Here is a 24263-nt window from a genome sequence, read left to right as displayed (position 1 = left end):
CAAAACCTGGCGCCACGCTGGGTGGCCGTGGAATCACGCGCCGGGATTGGACCCTGGATTTAAGCACGGCAGGCCCGCACCGGGCGGTGCGGGCCTGCCGTGGATAAAACCTTGGATGAAACCGAAAAGAAGAAGCGCTTACTTCTTGCCGAAGCCTGCGAAGCGGGCGTTGAACCGCTCGACGCGCCCGGCGCTGTCCATGATGCGCTGCTTGCCCGTGTAGAACGGGTGCGACTCGGAGGAGATTTCGACGTCGATGACCGGGTAGGTGTTGCCGTCTTCCCACTCGATGGTCTTGTTCGACTTCGCGGTGGAGCGCGTCAGGAACTTGGTACCGGAGGCCAGGTCGTTAAAGACGATGGCTTCGTACTTGGGGTGGGTGTTCTGCTTCACGGTTTACCTCTGAATGTGATCGTCTGGTTTTTGCCAGACTGATGAATGTTATGGCCACACGGGCCAGCTGTAAACTTTACCGGTTGCAGGGCGTTTATTCCAAGCCGGACCCGGACGCGCCGCCAGGTTCAGCCAAGCGTGCGCAGCGCGGCAAGGGCGCCGTCGGCGTGGACGTCCATGTTTGTCTCGCTGGATTTTTGGAAGCGCACCACCAGTGCCGGGTCCACGATGAACGTGGCGCGCTTGGTGGGCAGGGTCCTTGCCAGCAGGTGGCGGCGCACGCCAAACTGTTCCGTGACCTGCCCGCCGGCGTCGCTCAGGAGCGGGTAGCCGAAGTGGTTTTCCGTGGCGAAGGCCAGCTGCCTTTCCACGGAATCGGTGCTGATGCCCACGACCGAGGCGCCGACGGCGGAAAATTTCGGCTCCAGGTCCCGGAAGTGGCAGGCCTCCCGGGTGCAGCCGCCGCTGCCGGCCAAAGGGTAGAAGAAGATGACCAACGGCCCGCCGGCGGCAAGTGCGGAGAGCCTCCGGGGCGTGCCGTGCTGGTCCGGCAGTTCGAAGTCCGCCACCACGTCGCCAATTTTCATGCTGCCAGCCTACCCGCCTGTGCCGGCCGCCTGGGTGGCGAAGAAGGCCACCGCGCTGGCGGCCGCGACATTGAGCGAGTCCACCCCGGCGTACATGGGGATCATGACGGTGTGGTCCGCGTCCGCCACCGTTTGGGCACCCAGCCCTTCGCCCTCGGTGCCCAGGATGAGCGCGAGCCTTTCATCGTGGCGGGCGGCAAGTTGCTGGATGGAAAGCGAATCGGGCTTCAGTGCCAGGGCCGCCGTCGTAAATCCGGCCGACCGCAGCATGTCCATGCCCTCCGGCCATGCCGGCAGGCGTGCCCAGGGCACCTGGAAGACGGCGCCCATGCTGACCCGGATGCTGCGCCGGTACAGCGGGTCGCCGCAGCGCGGGCTGACCAGCACCGCATCCACGCCCAGGGCCGCTGCGGACCGGAAGATGGCGCCGATGTTCGTGTGGTCCACGATGTCCTCAAGGACGGCCACGCGCCGTGCATCCGCCAACAGGGTGGGAATGTCCGCAGCGGCAGGCCGTTGCATGGCGGCCATGGCCCCCCGGTGGAGGTGGAAGCCGGTGATGTCCTCGAGCATGCCCGCCGTGCCCACAAAGGCGGGGACGTCCGGGTGCGCGTCGATGACGTCCGCGAGCTCCGGCAGCCATTTACGCGCCATGAAGAACGAACGGGGCACATGTCCGGCCTCCAGCGCGCGGCGCAGGACCCGCGAGCTTTCGGCGATGTACATGCCTTCGGCGGGTTCGCGGACCTTGCGCAGCTGGACGTCGGTCAGGGAGGTGTAGTCGCTGACCCGCGGATCGGCCGGATCCTCAAGCTGGATGATCATGCGCCGGTAGTCCCCGCTCCCGGGCGGCCGGGCACTGACGATGGCAGCACCGCTAGTGGCGTGCCGTTGCCGCGTAGCGGCCGCCGTTGCGGGTGACGGTGAGCGGCAGGCCGAACGTGGCGCTGAGGTGTTCTTCCGTCAGCACGGTGTCGATGGGACCCTGTGCCACGATGCCGCCGTCGCGCAGCAGCAGGGCGTGGGTGAATCCCGGGGGGACTTCCTCCAGGTGGTGGGTGACAAGCACGGTGCACGGTGCAAACGGATCGGCCGCCAGTTCACCGAGGCGGCGGACCAGGTCTTCCCGGCCGGCCAGGTCAAGGCCGGCTCCGGGCTCGTCGAGCAGCAGCAGTTCGGGGTCGCTCATGAGGGCGCGGGCAATCTGGACGCGCTTGCGTTCCCCCTCGCTGAGCGAGGCAAACGGGCGGTTCAGGAACGTGGACATGCCCCAGTCCTCAAGCAGGCGGAAGGCGCGCCGCTCGTCGTCGCGCTCGTAGGCCTCGCGCCAGCGGCCGGTGACGCCGTAGGACGCCGTGACCACCACGTTGAGGACCTTTTCGTGCTCCGGTATCTGGCCGGCCAGCGTGGCGGACGCCAAGCCGATCCGTGGACGCAGCTCGAACACGTCGACGGCGCCCAGGACTTCATCCAGGATGCCCGCCACCCCGCGCGTGGGGTGCATGCGCGCCCCCGCGATCTGCAACAGCGTGCTCTTGCCTGCCCCGTTGGGCCCCAGGACCACCCAGCGTTCGCCGTCGGCCACGCGCCAATCGACGGAATCCAACAATGTTTTGGTGCCGCGGACCACGCTGACACCGGCCAAACCCAAGACTTCACTCATAAGCAATGAGCCTATGGCACGCGGGCCAGCCAGCGCGAACCGCGCGCGTGAACCGGGCGGCGGGTGCGGGCGGTGCGCCCTGCGGAGGCGCCCTTGGATAGAATCAGCCCATGCCCTCCACTTTTACCGCGGTCAGCTACGGCCCGACGCTCCCCCATGCTTCCCTCCGCCAGGTCCGCTCCGTGCTGGCGGCCAACGGGTTCGAGGTGGGCGCGGAGTCCCGCGAGAGCCACCCCGGCTTTGACTGTGCCACCTTTGCCCTGGCCTCGGTTGGAAGTGACAAGGGCGACGCCGTTGCCCGCCTGCGCGCGGCCCTCGCCGCCGCGCCGGTCGAGAACGTGGACACCGCCGTCGTGCCGGACACGCTGCGGACGGCGGAGCGGAAGTTCATCATCATGGACGTCGACTCCACGCTGATCCAGCAGGAGGTCATCGAACTGCTGGCCTCCCACGCCGGCACGGAGGCCGAGGTGGCGAAGGTGACCGCGGCGGCGATGCGCGGCGAGCTGGACTTCGCGCAGAGCCTGCACCACCGCGTGGCGACGCTGGCCGGGCTGCCGGAGAGCGTGCTGGCCGAGGTCGGCCGCAAGGTCAAGCTCTCGGTGGGAGCGGAGCGGCTGGTGACGCAGGCCAAGGCCGCCGGGCACACCGTGGCGGCGGTTTCCGGCGGGTTTTCCCAAATCCTTGCCCCGCTCGCCGCGAAGTTGGGGCTGGACTTTGCCCTGGCCAACGACCTGGAAATCATCGACGGCCGGCTGACCGGCAAGGTCTCCGGCGCCGTCGTCGACCGTGCCGCGAAGGCCGCCTCGCTGCGGGCCTGGAGCGCCAAGGCCGGCATCGGCCAGGGCGCCACCATGGCGATCGGCGACGGCGCGAACGATTTGGACATGATGGCGGCCGCGGCCCTCGGTGTGGCCTTCAACGCCAAGCCGGCGGTCCGGGCCGTCGCGGACGCGCAGATCAACCTGCCCAACCTGGACGTGGCGCTGGTCCTGGCCGGGATCCCCGGCGAGTAGCGACTCCCGGGGCGGAGGGCCCGCCCGCTCGCCGGCGGGCCTACTTGAAGTAGTCGGCGCCGCCCACGTACTCGGTGTGACCGGTTTCGACGTCGGCCGTGGCCATGGTGGCGATTTCCGCCGCGAACTCGGCCACGGAGTACAGCCGGCCGGCCTCGGCACGGCGGGCCTCGATGGCGCCCGGGTTGGCGCGGTCCAGCAGGGTCGCCGTCACGGTGCCTTCGATCATGTCGCCGGAAACCACCACCAGCGAGATGTCCTCTTCGGCAAGGTTGGGGATCAGGGCGCGCAGCGCGTCCTCGCCGGCGCGCTTGCTTCTGGCAACGGGCTCGTATTCGGGCATGGTGGGCACGGTCTCGATGAAGTGGGCCTGGTGGCTGGTGACGAACACCACACGTGACCCGGCCTTCATGAGGGGCAGCGCCGCGTTGAGCAGGTTGACCTGGGCGTCGCGGTTGAGCTTCAGCGCGTAGTTCTCCGCCATGCCGCTTTCCATGCCGCCGGAGGCGTTGAGGACCACCAGGTCCAGCGAACCGTAGTTCTCCATGGCGGCGCTGACCAGCGACTGCACGCCTTCCTGCGTGGTCAGATCGGCGCCGACGGCCACCGCGCGGCCTCCGGCCTCGGTGATCTGGGCGACCACCTTGTTGGCCCGCGGCGCCTTCTGGCGGTAGTTGACCACCACCGCCGCGCCTTCCGCGGCGAGGAATTTGGCCACGTCGGCTCCCACTCCCCGTGAGGATCCTGTAACGATTGCTGTCTTTCCGTCAAGCTTTCCCATAAACATTCCTTCGTTTCTCAAATGGTGGCGTGAAGTGCGGGGCCTAGTGGCCCATGCCCAGTCCGCCGTCGACCGGGATCACCGCTCCGGAGATGTAGGCGGCCTCGTCGCTGGAGACCCAGCGGACCACGTTGGCGACCTCTTCGGCCGAACCGAAGCGGCCGGCCGGGATGCTGGAGAGGTACTGTTTCTGGGTCTCCTCCGGCAGGGCGCCGGTCATGTCGGTGCTGACGAAGCCGGGGGCCACGACGTTGGCCGTGATCCCGCGGGAGCCCAGCTCCCGCGTCAGCGAGCGGGCGATGCCCACGAGCCCGGCCTTGGAGGCGGCGTAGTTGACCTGACCCGGGGAGCCGTACAGGCCCACGACCGAGGAGATCAGCACAACACGTCCCTTGCGGAGGCGGATCATGCCCTTGGAGGCGCGCTTGATGACGCGGAACGCCCCGGTGAGGTTGGTGTCCACCACCGAGGTGAAGTCGTCCTCGCTCATGCGCAGCAGCAGGGTGTCCTTCGTGATCCCGGCGTTGGCCACCAGCACCTCGACGGGTCCGTGGGCGGTTTCAACCTCCGTGAAGGCGGCATCAATCGAGGCCGCGTCCGTCACGTCCGCCTGCACGCCGAGAACGCCATCGGGCAGTTCCGACGGTGTCCTGAACGTGATGGCGACCTTGTCCCCGTTGGCCACAAACGCCTTCGCGATGGCGAGGCCGATCCCGCGGTTTCCGCCGGTGACCAGGACGCTGCGGCCCTGGCCGGGTGCACTTGCTGGTGCAGTCATGTATTCCTCCAAGATTTTTAGCTCGCATTGAATCCTACGGTGAAAGCGGACCCCCGACCCACTTTCGCTTTTGGTTGTCCCCAACGGCAGTGAGAGAATGAAAACGTCCCTTGGAGTGTGATGAAAGACCAGTCAGCCATGCCGTCCTACGGCACCCCGCACAGGAAACAGTACCGGCACAGTGCCGCCGTTCCCGAAGTGCAGTCCATCACCAACGCGCAAGAGGCCCACAGCCAGGAAATGCACGGAAGGCTCGTCAAGTACTCCCTTGCCATGGGAATCCGCATGGTGTGCATCGCTCTGATCTTTGTGGTTGACGGCTGGTTCAAGCTGGTGCCCATGGTGGGCGCCGTGGTGCTGCCGTGGATTGCGGTGGTCATTGCCAACGGAGGCTCGGACACCAACCACCAGGAAAACACCGCCCTTTTGGATGCGGCCCCCCTGTTTGAACTCTCCGGGGACCTCCCGGAGGACGACGACGGGTCCCCCGTGGTGCTCGAAGGGGAACTGGCCGACGATGATCCGGAAGAGCAGCCGCACGGAGCCACGCCAGGGCAAGCTGACGGCTCCGGCGACACCGGACCATCAGACGGGGAGCGGCAATGAACGTGTTGGGCATGACCGTACCCGATCCGGCGGAGGCGATCTGCTCCCGTAAGGGGTGCCGAAACACGGCCACAACCCGGTTGTTGTGGAACAACCCCAAAATCCACGCGCCGGAACGGCGCAAGGTCTGGCTGGCATGCGACGACCACGCCACCTGGCTCCAGGACTACCTCCAGGAGCGGTCGCTGTGGAAGGAAACCCTGCCCATGACATCCGAGGGACCCGCCTGATCCATGAAAACGTACAAGTTCCTTTTTTCCAGCAAGTGGGCCGGCTACTTCGTGGTGGCCGTGGTATTTGCCATTGCCTGTGTGGCACTGGGCAACTGGCAGATGAACCGAAACAACGACACCATGGCCGGCATCGCCAAGATCACGGCCAACTATTCGGCAGCCCCGGTGGCCTACCAGTCGCTGAAAGGCAACTTCGAGCACTTGGACGCCGCCAAGGAATGGACGCCGGTCGCCATGAGGGGGACCTACCTGACGGCGGACCAGCGGGTGGTCCGCAACCGGCCCCTGAACGGCGCGCCCGGCTACGAGGTCCTGGTGCCGCTGAAGCTGGACAATGGCGACACGGTGATCATCGACCGCGGGTGGCTGCCCATTGGCAACAAGGTTCCCGGGCACCCGGATTCCGTGCCCCAGCCGCAGTCCGGCGAGGTGACGGTGGTGGCCAGGCTGAGGCCGCCCGAGCCCAAGCTGGATCGCGGTGCGCCCGCCGGGCAGATCGCCTCCATCGAGCTGAACGACTATGCCTCCCAGCTCAGCTACCCGATCAAGACCGGCGCGTACGGCCAGCTGGCCAGCGAGTCACCCGCCGCCGCCGTCAATCCCACCCCGTTCCCCGCACCGTCCATCGATCCGGGCTCCCACCTCAGCTATGCGCTGCAGTGGATCTGCTTTGGCGTCCTGGCGTTTGTGGGCTTTGGCTATGCAGCGCGCATGCAGCGACGCAACGACGAGTATGACGCGATGGAAGCCGCGGAATCCGGCGTCCCTGTCGAGGAAGTCTATGGACGCGGCTCGGCGTTCCACCCGCGGCCCACCAGGAAGGTGCGCAAGCCCGGTGCCCGCCCCACGGCCGAAGAGGAAGAGGACGCGCTTCTGGATTCACAGGGCTTTTAGCGCCTGTGGCGGCCGCCAATGCCGGCTGGCGGCGTCATAGACTGGGCCGTGTGACTACCGATGTGAACGCAGAAACCGTGGACCCCGTCGTCGAAAACGTCAGGGCGGCGCTGCTGGCCGCCGGCCTGCCTGACACGGTGGTGGTGGTTGGCGACAAGGTCGCAACGGCCGCGACCGCGGCAGCAGTCCTGGGTTGCGACGTGGCCGCCATCGCAAACAGCCTGATCTTTGAGTGCGGCGGCGAGCCGTTGCTGATCCTGGCCAGTGGCGCCGCCAAGGTGGACGTGAAGCGCGTGGCCCGCGAACACGGCCTGCCGAAGATCACCCGCGCCACCGCCGACTTTGTGCTCGAACACGCGGGACAGCCGGTGGGCGGGGTGGCCCCGCTGGGCCACCCCCGCCCGATCCGCACCTTCCTGGACACGGAGCTGGCACGCCATCCCGTCCTGTGGGCCGGGGCCGGCAGCCACCAGGCCATGCTGTCGATCAGCTATGCGGACCTGGCACGGGTCACCGGAGCCGTGCCAACGGCCGTCCGCTGAGGGTGGAGCGGCTGGGGCTCATGCCAGCGTGATCAGGTCCAGGTAGTCCCGGCTCCAGAGGTCCTCGTCGCCGTCGGGCAGCAGGACCACGCGTTCGGGGTCCAGCGCCTCCACGGCACCTTCGTCGTGGCTGACCAGGACGACGGCGCCGCTGTAGTTCTTCAGGGCGCCCAGGATCTCGGCGCGGCTGGCCGGGTCGAGGTTGTTGGTGGGTTCATCGAGCAGCAGCACGTTGGCCGAGGACGCAACAATCGTGGCCAGGGCCAAGCGCGTCTTTTCGCCGCCGGAGAGCACCCCGGCGGGCTTGTTGACGTCGTCCCCCGAGAACAGGAAGGAACCGAGGATGCCGCGCACCTCGGCGTCGTTCATGGTCCCGGCGGAGGCGCGCATGTTTTCCAGCACCGTCCGGGTGACGTCCAGGGTGTCGTGCTCCTGGGCGTAGTAGCCCACCTTGAGTCCGTGTCCGGGGATGATCTCCCCGGTGTCCGGCTGGGAGACGCCGGCCAGCATGCGCAGCAGCGTGGTCTTGCCGGCACCGTTGAGGCCCAGGATGACCACCTTGGAGCCGCGGTCGATCGCCAGGCTGACGTCGGTGAAGATTTCCAGCGAACCGTAGGACTTGCTCAGGCCCTCGGCCATCAGCGGGGTCTTGCCGCACGGTGACGGGTCCGGGAAGCGCAGTGCGGCGACCTTGTCCTGGGCGCGGACGTCCTCCAGACCCGCAAGGAGCCGTTCCGCGCGCTTGGCCATGTTCTGCGCGGCCACGGCCTTGGTGGCCTTGGCGCGCATCTTGTTGGCCTGGTCCATGAGGACGCCGGCCTTCTTTTCAGCGTTGGCGCGTTCCCGGCGCCGGGCCCGCTCATCCGTCTCGCGCTGGGCCAGGTACTTCTTCCAGCCCAGGTTGTACTGGTCGATCGTGGCCCGGTTGGCGTCCAGGTGGAACACCTTGTTGACCGTGGCCTCGAGCAGCTCGGTATCGTGGCTGATCACGATCAGCCCACCCTGGTGGCTCTTGAGGAAGTCCCGCAGCCAGGCGATCGAGTCGGCGTCGAGGTGGTTGGTGGGCTCATCCAGGAGCATGGTCTGGGCGCCGGAAAACAGGATCCGGGCCAGCTCCACCCGGCGCCGCTGTCCGCCGGAGAGCGTCTTCAGGGGCTGGTTGAGGATGCGCTCCGGCAGGGCCAGGTTGGAGGAGATGGCGGCTGCCTCGGCCTCGGCCGCGTAGCCGCCGCCGGCCAGGAACTCCTGCTCGAGCCGGTCATAGCGGCGCATGGCCTTGTCCCGGACGTTGTTGTCCTCGCTGGCCATGTCATGTTCTGCCGCGCGCAGCTTCGTGATGACCTTGTCCAGGTCGCGGGCGGCCAGGATGCGGTCCTTCGCCAGCTGCTCCATGTCGGGGGTGCGGGGATCCTGGGGCAGATAGCCGATCTCGCCGCTGCGGGTGACCTTGCCGCCGGCGGGCAGGCCCTCGCCGGCCAGCACGCGGGTCAGCGTCGTCTTGCCGGCACCGTTGCGCCCCACCAGGCCGATCTTGTCACCCTTGTCGATCCGAAATGACACTTCGTCCATGAGCAGGCGCGCCCCGGCGCGTAACTCAAGGTCTTGGACCGTAATCAACGTAGTAACCTTTCACATATGGGGGGCAGGTGATGCAAAACGCACACCGCCGGCGGTTGGGCACACGCTGCGCAACCTATCCAGTCTAACGACGTCCGGGGCCAACCACGTCCCGTCGCGAGGAAAGTCACGCACAATGAATCGAACATCACGGCCGCACGCCCTCGACGGGCCGGCCAAGGGCACGACGCAGACCGCCTCCACCGCCGGCCGGGCGGTCCGCCGCCAACGCTGGGGCGCCGTGGACCTCTCACTCGTTGCCGTCTTCGCGGCGCTGCTGGCCGCCTCCATCGCCGTGCCGGGAATCAATGTGGGCCCGCTTGGCGTGGCGATCACGCTGCAGACCCTGGTGGTCAGCCTGTGCGGGCTGGTGCTGGGCTTTGGCCGCGGCACCGCCGCCGTGGGCCTGTACATTCTGCTGGGCCTGGTGGGGCTGCCCATTTTCAGCGGCTTCAGGGCCGGCCCGGCCGTGCTGGCCAGCCCATCCGCCGGCTACATCATCGGCTTCATTTTCGGCGCAGCCGTGGTGGGGCTGCTGTCCGTGTGGGCCGTGCGCAGCCGCTTCCGCGGCGCTGCCCTGTTCGGTGCCGCCCTCGCCGGCATGGTGGTCATCCACCTCTGCGGCATTCTCGGCCTCGCCCTCAAGGGCATGGGGCTGGCCGCGGCGGCCGGCGCAGACGTCATCTTCCTCCCCGGCGACATCCTGAAGAACGTCATTGCCGTCGCCATCGCGCTGAGCCTGCACCGGGCCTTCCCCGACCTTTTGGTGCGCCGCCGCCGGTGAACAACCCACCACGCCACGCGATTGTGCTCTCCTCCGCCGGGGTCAGCATTCCGCCGGACGGGGCGGGCGGTGACGGCCCCAAGACCATCCTGAAGCCGCTGGACCTGGAACTGGCGCAGCGGCGCATCGCCGTCATCGGGGCGAACGGTTCGGGCAAGTCCACGCTGCTGCGCCTCCTCAACGGCCTGGTGCTCCCCAGCACCGGAACGGTGCGGGTCAACGGGCTGGACACTGCCCTGGACGGGGCCGCGGTCCGCCGCACGGTGGGCTTTGTATTCACGGATCCCCTGTCCCAGCTGGTCATGCCCACGCCGGTGGAGGATGTCGAGCTGTCGCTGCGCCGGCTCAAGCTGCCCAAGCGGGAGCGCCGGCAAAGGGCGCTGGACCAGCTTGCCGGATACGGCCTGGCGCACCTGGCATCCAACAGCATCTACGAGCTCTCCGGCGGCGAGCGGCAGCTGGTGGCGCTGGCCGCGGTCCTGGCCGTGGAGCCCGCCATCCTGGTGCTGGACGAACCCTCCACGCTGCTGGACCTGCGCAACACGCGGATGCTGCGTGAACTGCTGGCCGGGCTGCCCCAGCAGGTGATCATGTCCACCCACGACCTTGACCTGGCCGCCAGCTGCGAGCGGGTGCTGGTGGTGGACGACGGCGGCATCGCCTTTGACGGCCCGCCCGGGTACGCCGTGGACCGGTACCGGGCCCTGGTGGCCTGATGCGCGGCCACGCCCACTTGGTGGCCGGGTACATCCCGGGCCATTCTCCCGTCCATCGTCTTCCCCTGTGGCCCAAGGCGGTGCTGCTGCTGGCGGTTGCCGTGCTGTGCCTGGCCTCCCCCGCCATTTCCGTGGCTGCCGGGGCGGCCGCCACCACGGCCGTCCTGCTGCTGGTGGTCTTGGGGCACGCCCTGGCAGGGCTGCCGTGGAGGCGCCTGTGGCGTGCCATCAGGCTCATGCTGGTGTTCCTGGTGCTCATTGCCGCCTACCAGTGGTGGCAGCACGGGGCCGTGGTGGCCTGGCAGGTGGTGGCAGCCATTGTGGCCACGGTCCTGGCATCGAACATCCTCACGGCCACGACGCCGGTGGATGAGCTCCTGGACGGATTGGCAGCCGGCGTGCGGCCGCTGGAGCGGCTTGGCGCGGATCCGGAACGTTTCTCGCTCACCGTGGCGCTCATGCTGCGCAGCATCCCTTATGTGATCGGCGCGTTCAGCGACGTCCGCGACGCCGCCCGGGCCCGTGGGCTCGAACGGAACCTGTTGGCCCGGTCGCTGCCCGTGGTCATTGCCACCGTCGGCTACGCACGGGCCACGGGCGAGGCTCTGTCGGCCCGCGGCCTGGGCGACCCCGACCTGGCTGAAGACTAGCACCGCCCGGCGCCCACGCGGTGCCTCCCCGTGGCCGCCAAAAACCCGCCGCGGCCCCTGTACTGTCCCGTCCATCAGTTGTATCATGCCGGACAAGACACCTCTGCAGGGTCGGCGGCGGTGGACACAGGGGCGGGGTGCGCGATGACGGCAAACAGCGAATTCGAAGACGGCGGGGCCGCACTGCGGGGCATCGTCCGCAAGGTCGAGCCCGGCACCGGGCCGGTGGGCGGCGACCTGACGTTCAGCCCGGACTACACGGTCACGAGCACGGACGACAAGGGCGGCCGCGTGCTCACCGGCGTCGAGGTCATCATCATTTTCTGGGGCAGCTTTTGGAGTGCCACGCCACCGCCGTCCCCGTCCCGGGACCAGTACGAGCAGGCCATGCGGGGGATCGTGACGGGGCCGTACATGAGCGGCCTGGGCCAATACCGCGGGGTGGGCCAGGGCAGCGTCATCTACAGTGAGATCTTCGACGGCACGAGCCCGGCCAACGGCTACACCGACGCCGACGTCGTGGCGATGCTGAAGGCCCGTTTCGCGAACAACAGCTCGATGCCGCAGCCGGCCGCCGGCCACAACCGCTTCTACGCGGTCATCGCACCCCAGGGAGTCAGCAACAGCAACAGCGGGCTCGCCGGCCAGCACCAGAGCCTGACGTACAACGGCAACACCGCGTACTACGCCTGGGTGGACAACACCGGCTCGCTCACGGGCCACGATTGTGTGACGAAGGTGTTCTCGCACGAACTCGTCGAGGCCTGCACCAACCCTGACGTCGACACCTCGAACAACAGCATCCTCGTCCAGGGCACGAACCCGGACGGGACCACGGTGACGAACGACGAGATCGGTGACACGTGCAACAACGACTTTGCCACCGTCGACATGAACGGCGTCACCTGCTCGGTCCAGAGCTACTGGAGCAAGTCGGACAACACCTGCATCCTTCCGCTGGGCACGGTGTCCTTCTGGGTCGACAAGGACACGTTCGGCAGGGACGAGGTCCAGGACCTGATCAACACCAACGGCGGCAAGGCGGAGAACGCGTTCTGGCTCGTCGTCGAGGGCTTCAGCCAGACCACCTTCGGCTCGCTGCACGCCTCGGTGCCGACACCGACGGGACCCTTCGCCGGCATCCCCGGGGTCACGATCGCGGCGAACGGCGCCGTCGACTTCGAAAACGCCGCGCAACCCGACCAGCAGCAGCGGATCAGGGTGGCATTCGACATCACCTTCTCAGCCCAGTCGCTGACGCACTTCCCAAGCGCCGGAAGCCAGACGTACCCGCTGGACGCGTACCTCGCCACCGACGGCACCAAGGTGCCCTCCACCGACACGTCGACCCTGTTCGAGCTCGTCGCCGGCGCCGACCCTTATTTCACCAACATCGACCCGGCGCAGGGAAACGTGTTTTACCTGAGCCAGGACCTGCGCGTGTTCACGGCGACGCCGGCCGCCGACGGGACACCCGTTCCCGGCGGGCCGGCCTTCCTGGCCGACAACCCGGCCGGGGCCTACGACTACGCCCAGCGGCTCCTCACCTGGCTCAACGCGACGTATGCCGACCCCGCCGGGAGCGACCCCTTCGCCACGGTGCTCCCGGGACAGGCCGCCGCCCTGAGCGGCGACTCGTCGGTGACCCCCTTCACCGTCGACTTCGGCCACTTCCCGCCCCAGGTGCACAGCAACTACCAGTTCGCCGTGGCGCGCGTGCGGCTCCGCGGGTCCTCGGGCCCCGCGGGCGCCGCCAACGGGGTGCGCACCTTCTTCCGGCTCTGGTCCTCCCAGACGGCCGACACCGACTACCAGACGGGCTCGACCTATCCGAGCGCCACCGATGCGAACGGCCTTCCCGCTTCACCGCAGCTTGGGGCGGGGCATACGACGCTGCCGTTCTTCGCGTCGGGCAACCTCGGGGCGAACACGGACTACGGCACCGGCGGCGCCAATACCCGGGATGTCGTGATCCCCACCGGCAAGGACAGCGTGTGGGCGTACTTCGGGTGCTTCCTGAACATCTACGACGCGTCGTACGTCATCGACGGCCGGCCGGTGCAGGGCTGGCTCAACGGCACCCACCATTGCCTGGTCGCCCAGATCGCCTTCGACGGCGCGCCGATCTTCGCCGGGGCGACCCCGGAGGGCTCGGACAAGCTCGCGCAGCGCAACCTGCAGGTGACGCACTCCGACAACCCCGGTCCCGCGTCCGCGCACCGCATTCCGCAGACCTTCGACCTGCGGCCCAGCCCGCTCGGGGCAATCGACGGGGTCGACGAGTTGATGATCGATTGGGGCCGGATCCCCTCCGGCAGCACCGCATCGATCTTCTGGCCACAGGTCGACGCCGGCGACGTCGTCGACCTTGCCTCGGCTGCCCACCCGGCGCACGGGCTCACGGTGGCTGATCCGCACACGATCCGTTGCCAGGTGACCGGCGGCGTCACCTATGTGCCCATTCCCGCCCGGGCCGGCGAGAACCTCGCGGGCCTGCTCACGCTCGACCTGCCGACCACCGTGCACACGGGCGACGAGTTCGACGTCGTCGTGCGGCGGCTGGGCAACAAGGCCAACCGGGTGATCGAGTTCCCCAAGGGCCGCGAGGACGGCGGCGAGCATCGTCCCGTCCGCGCCGGAACGACGTGGCGCTACGTCATCGGGACGTTCTCGGTCAAGATTCCGGTGGGCACCGCCACATCCATGCTCCTGCCCGAGGAGAACACCCTGGCCATCATGCGGTGGCGGCTGGGCCAGCTCCCGCCGGGCGACCGCTGGCATCCGGTCCTGAAACGCTACGTCGACTATCTCGCCGGCCGTGTAGCAGGACTCGGGGGCAACCCGGGGTCAATCCTCCCGTCTCCGTCCGGCGTGCCTCCGCGCCAAAAGGAACCATGCGGCGACCTGGTCGAGCACTCCGGGCGCGTCGCGGAGATCGTCTTCGACTGCCACGGGCGCATTGAGGGCTTCGCCATCGCCGGCTGCTGCGACGGACACCGCTACGTCACGCGGGACCCGGACCTCGCCAAGCTGCTCCTGCGGGCCCGGCGCGATCGGGTCGACCTGGCTGTTCTCTCTCCCCGGCTCCGACCCACGGACGTCGTGCGGATCATCGTGCGGGCCTGACGGTCCACGCCGGATCCCCGCCCCCATGCGGGTCTCGGAAGGCGCGCCACTCGAAGGCGGCGCTGACGCCCATGCCGCCCGCGGCGCTGACCATGGCCACCCCGCCCAGTCCGGATTCACCGCGCGCCAGTGACTGGGCAAACAACCTCGTGACGAGCACGGCGCCCGACGCCCCGTAGGGGTGCCCCAGGGCCAGGGCGCCGCCGTCGCGGTTGAAGGCTGCGGGGTCGATGCCCAGCAGCCCGGCGCACGCGAGGACCTGGGAGGCAAAGGCCTCGTTGAATTCCAGCAGCCCCCGCGCCAGCCCTGCCGGGCCGGTTCCCAGGGACTGCAAAAGGGCCAGGGTGGAGTGTGCGGCGCCCACCCCCATCAACGAGGGACCCGTCCCGGCTGCCGCACTCCCCCGGAACACGAGGCCGTGCGCCGCCAGGCGCCGCGCCTTCGCCAGCGTGGTCACGACGACGGCCGCGGCACCGTCGCTGTAGGGGCACGAGTTCCCCGCCGTGACGGTCCCGCCGTCCACGAAGGCCGCGGGAAAGCGGGCCATGAGCCGCGGGGTCAGCGTCCTGCGCGGCCCCTGGTCGGCGCTGAGCCCGGCCAGCGGCACCATCTCCCGGTCGAACACGCCGTTGTCCGCCGCGGCGCAGGCCCTGCGGTGGCTCCCCAACGCATACGCGTCCTGACGTTCGCGGCTGATGCCGAACCGGGCTGCCACGTTTTCGGCGGCCACTCCCGCGTCCGGGTCCCCCGATGCCAGCGGGGCGAACTGGGCCCGGTCATAGAACTCCAGGCCGCCGCCGTCCAGCCGGTGGGCGCGGGCCGGGGCCGTGCTGATGCTCTCGGCTCCCCCGGCGAGGTACAGCTCCCCCGCACCGGCCTGGATGAGGCGGCAGGCCAGCACCACCGCCTCCAGCCCGGACGCGCACTGGCGGTCCACGGTGAGGCCCGGCACGGCGTCCGGGAGCCCCACCGTCAACGCAGCCAGCCGCGCCATGTTGCCCCCGCCGCCGGTGGCGTTGCCCAGGATGACGTCGTCGACGTCGGCCGCGGGCACCCCGGAATCGTCCAGGACCGCCCGGAGCACCGGTGCCGCCAGCTCGTGGACGCGCAGCTTGCGGTAGGCGCCGCCCGCCTTCGCTGTTGCCAGCCGGCGGGCGGCGATGATGACCGGCGTGCGGGCGTCGTCGGGCCCGACGACTGGTTCGGCCGCGTCGGCGGTGTCGACCTCAGTGGATCCGCTGCGCACGGGCGTCCCCTTCGCCGATCCAGGCCTGCAGCAGGGTGCGGCTGACCTTCCCCCTGCCGGTCAGGGGCAGTTTCGCCAGGGCGTAGTAGCGGGTGGGGCGCTGGTGCGCCGGGAGGGCGGCCGCCCTCCGGCGGCAGGCGGCCAGCAGCTGTCCGGCCGTCTGGGGGGCCTCGCCCCGCCGGCCCGCGCCCGGGATGAGTCCGGCCACCACGCGCTGTCCGCGCACGGCGTCAGGCACGCCCGTGACCACCACGGTGCCGTGGCCGGCGTCGGCCTCCAGGTCCGCCTCCACCTGCTGGGGGTAGACGTTGGCGCCGCCCGTGACGATCATGTCCGACGCCCGTCCCACCACATGGAGCCTGCCGGAGCCGTCCAGGAAGCCCTGGTCGTGGACCGTGTACCAGGGGCCGCCGGAAGCGTCGCCGCCGGGCAGCACGTTGAAGGCGAGGCCGTCGTCGCCCCAGGCATAGCCGTTGCTGACATAAGGCCCGCGGACGTAGATGCTGCCACACTCCCCCACGGATGCCGGCAGCCCTCCGGGTCCGCGGACGGAAACGTCCGCCCCCGGGAATGGGCGGCCGGCGCACACCTGTTCCTGCGGCGTTTCACCGCCGGCCGGCCCGATGCGGTCACCGGCCTCCGACGCCGCGACAAAGCCAAGCTCGGACGCGCCGTAGTACTGGAAGAGCCTGGCCCGGGGCGCCCACTGCCGGACCAGCTCCACCACGTCCGCGGGCAGTGCCGAGCCGGCGCACACAATCGAGGTGAGCCCGCCCGGCCCCTGGCCCGTCTCGAGTCCGCGCCGGGCCAGCAGGGCCAAAACGGTGGGGACCAGCACCAGGCGGGTGGCGCCGTCGTGCGTGACGGAGCGAAGGGCCACATCGGCGCTGAACTCCGGGAGGGCCACAAAGGTGGAGCCCGTGAACAGGGCCTCGCCCAGGGCATAGAGGTTCATGCTCGCAGCCATGGGGCCCGGGGCCAGCGTGACGTCCTCCGCGGTGACGCCGAAGTAGGGGGCACTCGCAACGAAGGAGGCCCGCCACGACTGGCGCGACCGCGTAAAGGCCTTGGGCACACCGCTCGTCCCGGAGGAAAGGCCCAGCAGGAACGTTGAGCGCGGCGTGCCGTCGCCGAAGCCCGGTTGCGTGGCCGGAGGTGCGGGCTCGCCCGCGGCCCATGCCCGCGCCCGGTCCGTGATGGCCGCCTTCAGTCCCCGCGGCCAGCTTGAGTCCAGCACGGCCGCCACGCCGTGGCCGGCCACGGCACCCACAAAGCGTGCAGCCAGCGCGGTGCCGTCCGGCTCGTCAATGACGGCCAAGGCCGCGCCGCCACCTGACTGCGGGGCCGGAAAGGCCGTGGCGGATTCCACGAGCTGGGCGAAACTGAGCCGCTGCGTGCCGACCACGACGGCGGCCCGGTGCGGATCCGCGCGGGCCCAGTGCTGCAGCTGGTCAATGAAGGGCATTGGCCCCATCTTAAACTGGCCCGCAGCAGATGTCGAAAAACGGCGCGGAAACGCGATTTTTCGACATCTGCTGCGGGCCAGTTGCCGTGGTGCTAGATGTTGAAGCCGAGGGCGCGCATCTGGTCGCGGCCGTCGTCGGTGATCCGCTCCGGACCCCACGGCGGCATCCACACCCAGTTGATCCGCCATTCGTCCACGAGGGGCGAGAGGCAGTTTTCCACCTGTTCCTCGATGACGTCCTGAAGCGGGCAGGCCGCCGTGGTGAGCGTCATGTCCAGCAGCAGGGCGCCGTCGTCGCCGTAACGCAGCCCGTAAAGCAGGCCCAGGTCCACCACGTTGACACCGAGTTCGGGGTCGATGACGTCCTTGAGGGCCTCCTCGACGTCTTCGAGGTCGGCCTGCGCGCTGGGTGCCGCGGCACTTGATTCGCTGATCTCAGTCATGATTTGTGTCTTCGCTTTCGCTTGGGAAGTGGCTGTTAGGCCGTGGCCGTGGCCTCGGCCAGGTAGCGGTCGTAGCCTTCTTCTTCCAGGCGGTCCGCCAGCTCGGGGCCGCCCTGCTCGGCGATGTTGCCGTCCACGAAGACGTGCACAAAGTCGGGCTTGATATAGCGCAGGATGCGCGTGTAGTGGGTGATGAGCATGGTGCCCAGCCCGCCGCCCTCGATGGCGCGGTTGACGCCTTCGGAGACAACCTTCAGCGCGTCGACGTCCAGGCCGGAATCGGTCTCGTCCAGGATGGCGATCTTGGGCTTGAGCAGTTCCAGCTGGAGGATCTCGTGGCGCTTCTTCTCGCCTCCGGAGAAGCCTTCGTTGACGTTGCGCTCGGCGAATTCGGGCTCGATGCGCAGCTGGGCCATGGCAGCCTTGACGTCCTTGGTCCAGGTGCGCAGCTTGGGGGCTTCGCCGTCGATCGCGGTCTTGGCGGTGCGCAGGAAGTTGGTCATGGTGACGCCCGGAATTTCCACGGGGTACTGCATGGCCAGGAACAGTCCGGCGCGGGCGCGCTGGTCCACTGTCATCGCGAGGACGTCCTCGCCGTCGAGCGTGATGGAGCCGCCGTCCACCGTGTAGCGGGGGTGGCCGGCGATGGTGGAGGCCAGCGTGGACTTGCCGGAGCCGTTGGGCCCCATGATCGCGTGGGTTTCACCGGTCTTGATGGTCAGGCTGACGCCCTTGAGGATCGGCTTGACGCCCTGCTCGGTGGCGATGCTGACGTGCAGGTCCTTGATTTCCAGAGTCGACATGCTCTTTGTTTCTCCTAAGAATTTTTGGTGTGCTGGTGCGCGGGACGCTACTGCGTGCTGACGCCGTTGATGATGTTGGTGACGTCCACGTAGACGTCGCCGCCGTGGACTGACAGGGCAAAGACGGGCACCGGCTCGAAAGCGGGGAGGGTCAGGGGTTCGCCTGTCTTGAGGTCGAACGAGCTGCCGTGTGCCCAGCATTCGATGGTGCAGCCTTCCACGTCGCCCTCACTGAGCGAGATTTCCGCGTGTGAGCAGGTGTCGCCAATGGCGTGCAGCTCGCCGTAGGAGTCGCGGACAATGGCGATGGGGTAATCGCCAATTTCCACGAGCAGGGCGGACTTCACCTCGACGTCGCTGTCCTGGCAGACAACCACGCCGGTGGGCGTCGTGGTGGATGGCTCGGTCATTACAGTGCGCCTGCCGCCAATTCACGTTCCACGGCGTCGCGCATGCGCTCTTCCAGTGCGGGAACCTTGATGTGCTGTATGACCTCGTTGAGGAAGCCGCGCACCACCAGGCGGCGGGCAACGTCTTCCGGGATGCCGCGGGCCTGCAGGTAGAACAACTGCTCGTCGTCAAAGCGGCCGGTGGCGCTGGCGTGGCCGGCACCCTCGATGAGCCCGGTCTCAATTTCCAGGTTCGGCACCGAATCGGCGCGGGCACCCTGGGTCAGGATCAGGTTGCGGTTCATCTCGTACGTGTCGGTCCCCTCGGCCTCCTTGCGGATCAGCACGTCGCCGATCCACACGGCGTGCGCGCCGTCGCCCTGCAGGGCACCCTTGTACGTGACGCGGGACTTGCACTTCTTCGTGGAGTGGTCCACGAACAGGCGCTGTTCCAGGTGCTGGCCGGCGTCGGCAAAGTACAGGCCGTACATTTCAACCTCGCCGCCCGTGCCCGTGTAGCGGGCCGACGGCGTGGTGCGCAGCAGGTTGCCGCCCAGGTTGACGACGACGTGCTTGACCTTCGCGTCCCGGCCCACCGAGAGGTGCTGGGCGCTGGCGTGGACTGCGTCGTCATTCCAGTCCTGGATGCTGACAACCGTCAGGTTGGCGCCGTCCTCGACCAGGACTTCCACGTTTTCGCTCAGCACGGCCGAGCCGCGGTGGTCCAGGACCACGACGCCGGTGGCGAACTTCTTGGCGTGCACCACAATGTGTGAGGCGGCGGGGGTGAGCCCGGCGCCCGTCAGGGTCAACGTGGTGACGTCCGCGGCCGTGCCCTGGTATTCGGCGGGCAGGGTGACAACCGTGGCCACGGTGAAGTGCTCCCACGCGGCGGCTGCCACGCGGTCCTCGGGGATGCCGGCGGAGCCGATGCGGGTGTCGCCGCGCCCCACGGTCTCAACCGTGACGGCGTCGGGTTTGGACACCTCGACGGCAGGCGCGTCGCCGTTGAGCTCCTGGCCCTTGACGCCCACGCGGTCCAGGCCGCGCAGCCGCTTGAGCGGGGTGAAACGCCAATCCTCTTCCCGGCCGGTGATCAGCGGGAAGTCGGCCAGCCTGTAGGACGTCAGGCGGCCGGCGCGCGAACTGTCCGGCACGCCGACGCCGCCGCCGTGGCTGTCGCCATGGCTGTGCGCCTTGACGGCGCTGCCGCCGAGGGGACCGGATTCGGGGTTGAGGTCGGAAAGCTTCTCGCCTTCCTCGGTCATGCCCTTGATGAAGCCCTGCGACCAAACCTTGCCGTCGTGCCCTTCAGGGACAGTGGTGTCAATAACTTTTTCTTCGGTGAGCTCGGTCATTTAGCCGACGGCCCCTTCCATCTGCAGTTCGATCAGGCGGTTCAGTTCCAGCGCGTATTCCATGGGCAGTTCCTTGGCAATCGGCTCGATGAAGCCGCGCACGATCATGGCCATGGCCTCGTCCTCGGGCATGCCGCGGGACTGCAGGTAGAACAGCTGCTCCTCGCTGACCTTGGACACGGTGGCCTCGTGGCCCATGGAGACGTCGTCCTCGCGCACGTCCACGTACGGGTACGTGTCGGAGCGGGAAATGTTGTCCACGAGCAGCGCGTCGCAACGGACCGTGTTGGCCGAGTGGTTGGCGCCCTCGCGGATCTGGACCAGGCCGCGGTAGGCCGAGCGGCCGCCGCCGCGTGCCACGGACTTGGAGATGATGGACGACTGCGTGTTCGGCGCAATGTGCACCATCTTCGAGCCGGTGTCCTGGTGCTGGCCCTCGCCGGCAAATGCCACGGACAGGGTCTCGCCCTTGGCGTGCTCGCCGACCAGGTAGACGGCCGGGTACTTCATGGTCACCTTGGAGCCGATGTTGCCGTCGACCCATTCCATGGTGGCGCCTTCGTGTGCGATGGCGCGCTTGGTCACCAGGTTGTACACGTTGTTGGACCAGTTCTGGATGGTCGTGTACCGGACGCGGGCGTTCTTCTTCACCACGATTTCAACGACTGCCGAGTGCAGCGAGTCAGAGGTGTAGATCGGGGCCGTGCAGCCCTCGATGTAGTGGACGTAGCTGCCCTCGTCGGCGATGATCAGCGTGCGCTCGAACTGGCCCATGTTCTCGGTGTTGATGCGGAAGTAGGCCTGCAGCGGAATTTCCACATGGACGCCCGGGGGAACATAGACGAAGGACCCGCCGGACCAGACGGCCGTGTTCAGTGAGGCAAACTTGTTGTCGCCCACCGGGATCATGGTGCCGAAGTATTCCTGGAAGATTTCCGGGTACTCGCGCAGTCCGGTGTCGGTGTCGGTGAAGATGACGCCCTGGGCTTCGAGGTCCTCGCGGATCTGGTGGTAGACCACCTCGGACTCGTACTGCGCCGTGACACCGCCCACGAGGCGGTTGCGCTCCGCCTCGGGGATGCCGATGCGCTCGTACGTGTTGCGGATGTCCTCGGGCAGGTCTTCCCAGGTCTGGGCCTGCTTTTCGGTGGAACGGACAAAGTACTTGATGTTGTCGAAGTCGATGCCGGAGAGGTCTGCACCCCAGGTGGGCATGGGCTTGCGGTCAAAGTACTTCAGGCCCTTCAGGCGCATGTCCAGCATCCACTCCGGCTCGCCCTTTTTCGCCGAGATGTCGCGGACGACTTCCTCGCTCAGGCCGCGGCGGGCGTTGTCGCTGGCGGTGTTTTTGTCCGACCAGCCAAAGGCATAAGTGCCCAAGCCCTCCAGCTCCGGGTTTCTTTGGAGGATATCGTGGTTGGTGGAGTCTTCCACCGCACCATCCACGCGGACATCCTGCGCTAGTTGATCCGTCATCACGGCCTTTCTTGCTGATGGTTGGAAATAATTGGCGACGGTCCTGACGCGTCCGCAGGCGCAGTGTCGCGCTTGCGGACCACGGCACGGCCCGTTGGTACATGGGTGGTGCACACGTGCCCGCCACTGGCCATCGTGGAGAGCCGGCGCACGTCGACGCCAAGGAGGCGGGAAAACACTTCCGTCTCGGCGTCGCAGAATTCGGGGAAGGTGGTGGCCAGTTCCTGGATCGGGCAGTGGCCCTGGCAGAGCTGTTCGGCAGCCATGGCCGAGTGCGGGTTCAGGGAATTTGACGTGGCAACGAACCGGTCCGCGTTCAGGGCAGCGGCAAGTGCCTTGGACCGTGCGGCGACGTCGCTGCCGGCGGCGTCGACCAGCGGCCGGTAGCTGGCCTCCATGGCGGCGAAGCGGCGTTCGGCGAAGTCAATGACACCCTGGTCGCCGCGGATTGCCGAGAGTTCGGTCAAGGCCAGCTTGGCGATTTCCAGATAGTCGTCGCCGATTTCCGTCTGGCCCTGCCGGGAGACGACGTAGCGGCGGGCGGGCCGCCCGGCCCCGCTCTTGGCATTGCTGATGAGCTTGACTTCAATCACGCCGTGCCGGGACAGCGTGTCCAGGTGGCGGCGGACGGCGGCGGGCGTAAGGCCCAGCAGCTTGCCCAGCTGCGCGGCGCTGACCGGGCCGTGCTCCAGCACGGCAGTCAGGACGCGGTCGCGGGTTCTCTCGTCCGGCTCGAGGACGAGAGCCTGCCCTGCTAGCACTTCCGTCATTCCTGGCACCTCCGCCACTTGGATTGGGGACACAACAATAAACAACACTATTATGTCGTAATTGGCGCACGCATGCCAGTAAGGTGACCCTACCCGGGCACCCGGCGCGCGGGGGCCGCCGTCGGACACTTCACCGGTGGGGTACTACATCACGTAGAATAGGCCCGTGACGCTGACTTCCCCTCCCGCTCCCGACGCCGCCCTGGTCATCTCCGGGCTTGTCAAGGACGTTGGTCCCATCGCCGCCCTTGACGGGCGGATGAAGAGGATCATATCCAATATTAGCCTTCAGGCCCGGTTTGGCGAGGTGACGGCCCTGCTGGGCGCCAACGGCGCCGGCAAGACGACCACCATCGAATGCGCCCAGGGCCTGCAGAACCGCACCGGGGGCAGCATTTCACTGCTGGGCCGGGATCCGGATGATGCCGACGCGTCCCTCCGCGCCCGGGTCGGCGTGATGCTTCAGGACGGCGGACTTCCCCCCGCGGCGCGGCCCGTGACACTGCTTCGCCACGTGGCAAGCCTCTACAGCAACCCGCTCAGCGTTGACGCGCTCGTGGACCGGCTGGGCATCGGCGAGTTCTCCGGAACCACCATCCGCCGGCTCTCCGGCGGGCAAAAGCAGCGCGTGGCCCTGGCCGCAAGCCTGCTGGGCAATCCCGAGATCCTGTTCCTGGACGAGCCCAGCGCCGGGCTGGACCCACAGTCGCGCCTCATGGTCTTTGAGCTGATCCGCGAACTGCGCGACGCCGGCAAGGCCATCGTGCTCACCACACACCTGCTCGACGACGCGCAGAGGCTGGCGGACTACGTCTACATTGTCAACCACGGCGAATCGGTCACCGAGGGCACCGTGCCGGACCTGCTGAGCCAGTCGACGGCGTCGCAGTCCCAGCGTGTCATGACCTTCGAGGCGGCGCCGGGCCTGGACACGGCGGCCCTGGTCCACGACGGCGTGCGCTGCGAGGAAACCCGGCCGGGCAGCTACCGGCTGGGCGGTGCGCTGGAACCGGCGGACCTGGGCCGCTTCGGCCGGTGGTGCGCCGGGCAGGGCGTCATGCCGACCTCGGTCCACCTGGCGTCCCAGTCGCTGGAAGACGTGTTCCTGGCGATTGCCGCGTCCGAGGAACCCCAGGCAGTGAAGACGGAGACCCGATGAGCACCTTGTTCCACGACGCCGCCGCCGGCCTGCCGGCCTCCCTCCCGCGCCGGGTCATCAGCCAGGGCCGCTACGAGGCCGCCGCCATGCTCCGCAACGGCGAGCAGCTGGTGCTGATGATCGTCATGCCCCTGCTGGGCCTGATCGCCCTCGCCGTGACGCCCATCCTGGACGGCATGGGCAATTCCCGGATCAACATTGCCACGCCGGGCATCCTGGCGCTGTGCGCCCTGTCCACCGCCTTCACCGGGCAGGGCATTGCGACGGGCTTTGACCGGCGCTACGGCGTGCTCCGCTTCCTCTCCACCACACCGCTGGGCAAGGCCGGGCTCATTGCGGGCAAGGTCATCGCCGTGCTTGTGGCGCTGGCCATCCAGGTCGTCATCATCTCCACGGTGGCCGCCTTCCTGGGATGGCGTCCGTCGGCCGCCGGCGTTGCGCTGGGGATCCCGCTGCTGGTGCTGGGCGCGGCCACGTTTACCGCGCTGGGCCTGTTGATCGCAGGGACCGTCCGGCCGGAGGCCACCCTGGCCATCACCAACCTTGGCTGGATCCTGCTGGCTGCCCTGGGCGGGATTGTCCTGCCGGCCGCCAAGTTCTCGGCCACCATGGCCGGGATCGTGGCCTGGCTGCCGTCCGGCGCGCTGGGGACCCTCATGCGGGCCGCGCTGCTCCAGGGCCGCGTTGATGTTTTTGCAATTGTCATCCTGCTTGCCTGGGCCGTTGCCGGTTCCATCGCGGCGATCAAGTGGTTCAAATGGAACTGAA

The 24263-nt window shown here is 68.2% G+C and carries 26 protein-coding genes; 11 read left to right on the top strand and 15 right to left on the bottom strand.

The window, feature by feature from the left end:
• Positions 1-138 precede the first annotated feature (138 nt).
• From DMB86_RS11215 to DMB86_RS11200, 4 genes are all read right to left on the bottom strand, one after another.
• Positions 139-393, bottom strand: a complete 255-nt coding sequence (locus tag DMB86_RS11215; RefSeq protein WP_113717891.1) for a type B 50S ribosomal protein L31 — start codon at positions 391-393, stop codon at positions 139-141.
• Positions 394-521: 128 nt separating this feature from the next.
• Positions 522-980 (bottom strand): peroxiredoxin, encoded by a 459-nt coding sequence (locus DMB86_RS11210; protein ID WP_113717890.1) that lies wholly within the window; start codon positions 978-980, stop codon positions 522-524.
• A gap of 9 nt (positions 981-989) precedes the next feature.
• Positions 990-1805: a TrmH family RNA methyltransferase gene (locus DMB86_RS11205; RefSeq protein ID WP_113717889.1), complete on the bottom strand. Its 816-nt coding sequence runs from the start codon at positions 1803-1805 to the stop codon at positions 990-992.
• Between the two features lie 52 nt (positions 1806-1857).
• A complete protein-coding gene (locus DMB86_RS11200; RefSeq protein ID WP_113717888.1) occupies positions 1858-2643 on the bottom strand; it encodes an ABC transporter ATP-binding protein in 786 nt (261 codons plus the stop codon).
• A gap of 110 nt (positions 2644-2753) precedes the next feature.
• Between DMB86_RS11200 and serB the strand changes: the two genes are divergently transcribed.
• On the top strand, positions 2754-3659 hold the full coding sequence (gene serB, locus DMB86_RS11195; protein WP_113717887.1) for a phosphoserine phosphatase SerB: 906 nt from the start codon (positions 2754-2756) through the stop codon (positions 3657-3659).
• 40 nt (positions 3660-3699) lie between these two features.
• Here the strand turns inward: serB and DMB86_RS11190 are convergent, their stop codons facing one another.
• Together DMB86_RS11190 and DMB86_RS11185 are read right to left on the bottom strand one after the other, a co-directional pair.
• Positions 3700-4440, bottom strand: coding sequence for an SDR family oxidoreductase (locus DMB86_RS11190; protein WP_113717886.1), 741 nt, complete (start codon positions 4438-4440; stop codon positions 3700-3702).
• 43 nt (positions 4441-4483) lie between these two features.
• Positions 4484-5218: a beta-ketoacyl-ACP reductase gene (locus DMB86_RS11185; RefSeq protein ID WP_113717885.1), complete on the bottom strand. Its 735-nt coding sequence runs from the start codon at positions 5216-5218 to the stop codon at positions 4484-4486.
• A gap of 120 nt (positions 5219-5338) precedes the next feature.
• Between DMB86_RS11185 and DMB86_RS11180 the strand changes: the two genes are divergently transcribed.
• From DMB86_RS11180 to DMB86_RS11165, 4 genes are read left to right on the top strand one after another with little or no spacing between them, the layout of a single operon-like run.
• Positions 5339-5824 carry a DUF3099 domain-containing protein gene (locus tag DMB86_RS11180; protein ID WP_227878327.1) on the top strand — a complete coding sequence of 162 codons (486 nt, stop codon included), beginning with the start codon at positions 5339-5341 and terminating at the stop codon, positions 5822-5824.
• A gap of 11 nt (positions 5825-5835) precedes the next feature.
• A complete protein-coding gene (locus tag DMB86_RS11175; protein WP_227878326.1) occupies positions 5836-6054 on the top strand; it encodes an acetone carboxylase in 219 nt (72 codons plus the stop codon).
• A gap of 3 nt (positions 6055-6057) precedes the next feature.
• Entirely contained in the window at positions 6058-6951 is an 894-nt protein-coding gene (locus tag DMB86_RS11170) for an SURF1 family cytochrome oxidase biogenesis protein (RefSeq protein ID WP_113717883.1), read from the top strand.
• 50 nt (positions 6952-7001) lie between these two features.
• A complete protein-coding gene (locus DMB86_RS11165; RefSeq protein WP_227878325.1) occupies positions 7002-7493 on the top strand; it encodes a YbaK/EbsC family protein in 492 nt (163 codons plus the stop codon).
• A gap of 18 nt (positions 7494-7511) precedes the next feature.
• Here DMB86_RS11165 and DMB86_RS11160 read toward each other — a convergent pair whose 3' ends face one another.
• Entirely contained in the window at positions 7512-9110 is a 1599-nt protein-coding gene (locus DMB86_RS11160) for an ABC-F family ATP-binding cassette domain-containing protein (protein ID WP_113717881.1), read from the bottom strand.
• 136 nt (positions 9111-9246) lie between these two features.
• Between DMB86_RS11160 and DMB86_RS11155 the strand changes: the two genes are divergently transcribed.
• The 4 genes from DMB86_RS11155 to DMB86_RS11140 all read left to right on the top strand — a co-directional run bounded on the left by DMB86_RS11155 (position 9247) and on the right by DMB86_RS11140 (position 14386).
• Positions 9247-9894 carry a biotin transporter BioY gene (locus tag DMB86_RS11155; protein ID WP_113717880.1) on the top strand — a complete coding sequence of 216 codons (648 nt, stop codon included), beginning with the start codon at positions 9247-9249 and terminating at the stop codon, positions 9892-9894.
• Positions 9891-10610 carry an energy-coupling factor ABC transporter ATP-binding protein gene (locus DMB86_RS11150; RefSeq protein WP_418202270.1) on the top strand — a complete coding sequence of 240 codons (720 nt, stop codon included), beginning with the start codon at positions 9891-9893 and terminating at the stop codon, positions 10608-10610. The genes DMB86_RS11155 and DMB86_RS11150 overlap by 4 nt, the downstream gene beginning before the upstream one ends.
• Positions 10610-11260, top strand: coding sequence for an energy-coupling factor transporter transmembrane component T family protein (locus DMB86_RS11145; RefSeq protein WP_113717879.1), 651 nt, complete (start codon positions 10610-10612; stop codon positions 11258-11260). The genes DMB86_RS11150 and DMB86_RS11145 overlap by 1 nt, the downstream gene beginning before the upstream one ends.
• Positions 11261-11404: 144 nt before the next feature.
• Positions 11405-14386, top strand: coding sequence for a hypothetical protein (locus DMB86_RS11140; RefSeq protein WP_113717878.1), 2982 nt, complete (start codon positions 11405-11407; stop codon positions 14384-14386).
• On the opposite strand, the gene DMB86_RS11135 is transcribed toward DMB86_RS11140, so the two are convergent.
• The 8 genes from DMB86_RS11135 to DMB86_RS11100 form a co-directional block, all read right to left on the bottom strand.
• Positions 14370-15632, bottom strand: coding sequence for a thiolase family protein (locus DMB86_RS11135; protein WP_113717877.1), 1263 nt, complete (start codon positions 15630-15632; stop codon positions 14370-14372). The genes DMB86_RS11140 and DMB86_RS11135 overlap by 17 nt on opposite strands.
• Positions 15613-17097 (bottom strand): class I adenylate-forming enzyme family protein, encoded by a 1485-nt coding sequence (locus DMB86_RS11130; RefSeq protein ID WP_113717876.1) that lies wholly within the window; start codon positions 17095-17097, stop codon positions 15613-15615. The genes DMB86_RS11135 and DMB86_RS11130 overlap by 20 nt, the downstream gene beginning before the upstream one ends.
• Positions 17098-17189: 92 nt before the next feature.
• Positions 17190-17540 (bottom strand): metal-sulfur cluster assembly factor, encoded by a 351-nt coding sequence (locus DMB86_RS11125; protein ID WP_113717875.1) that lies wholly within the window; start codon positions 17538-17540, stop codon positions 17190-17192.
• 35 nt (positions 17541-17575) lie between these two features.
• Positions 17576-18343: a Fe-S cluster assembly ATPase SufC gene (gene sufC / locus DMB86_RS11120; protein ID WP_113717874.1), complete on the bottom strand. Its 768-nt coding sequence runs from the start codon at positions 18341-18343 to the stop codon at positions 17576-17578.
• Between the two features lie 47 nt (positions 18344-18390).
• Positions 18391-18753, bottom strand: a complete 363-nt coding sequence (locus DMB86_RS11115) for a non-heme iron oxygenase ferredoxin subunit (protein WP_113717873.1) — start codon at positions 18751-18753, stop codon at positions 18391-18393.
• Positions 18753-20090, bottom strand: coding sequence for a Fe-S cluster assembly protein SufD (gene sufD / locus DMB86_RS11110; RefSeq protein ID WP_171814450.1), 1338 nt, complete (start codon positions 20088-20090; stop codon positions 18753-18755). The genes DMB86_RS11115 and sufD overlap by 1 nt, the downstream gene beginning before the upstream one ends.
• A complete protein-coding gene (gene sufB / locus DMB86_RS11105; RefSeq protein ID WP_113717872.1) occupies positions 20091-21566 on the bottom strand; it encodes a Fe-S cluster assembly protein SufB in 1476 nt (491 codons plus the stop codon).
• On the bottom strand, positions 21566-22336 hold the full coding sequence (locus tag DMB86_RS11100) for a helix-turn-helix transcriptional regulator (protein WP_113717871.1): 771 nt from the start codon (positions 22334-22336) through the stop codon (positions 21566-21568). Before DMB86_RS11100 ends, sufB begins: the two co-directional genes overlap by 1 nt.
• A gap of 172 nt (positions 22337-22508) precedes the next feature.
• Here DMB86_RS11100 and DMB86_RS11095 point away from each other — a divergent pair, with 172 nt between their 5' ends.
• Both DMB86_RS11095 and DMB86_RS11090 read left to right on the top strand, forming a co-directional pair.
• Positions 22509-23495, top strand: coding sequence for an ABC transporter ATP-binding protein (locus DMB86_RS11095; protein WP_113719503.1), 987 nt, complete (start codon positions 22509-22511; stop codon positions 23493-23495).
• Positions 23492-24262 (top strand): ABC transporter permease, encoded by a 771-nt coding sequence (locus DMB86_RS11090; protein ID WP_113717870.1) that lies wholly within the window; start codon positions 23492-23494, stop codon positions 24260-24262. The genes DMB86_RS11095 and DMB86_RS11090 overlap by 4 nt, the downstream gene beginning before the upstream one ends.
• Position 24263 lies beyond the last annotated feature (1 nt).

Origin of the sequence: Arthrobacter dokdonellae, from assembly GCF_003268655.1 — a bacterium.
GTDB classification, from domain to species: domain Bacteria; phylum Actinomycetota; class Actinomycetes; order Actinomycetales; family Micrococcaceae; genus Specibacter; species Specibacter dokdonellae.
This window is presented reverse-complemented; position numbering and strand designations above follow the sequence as displayed.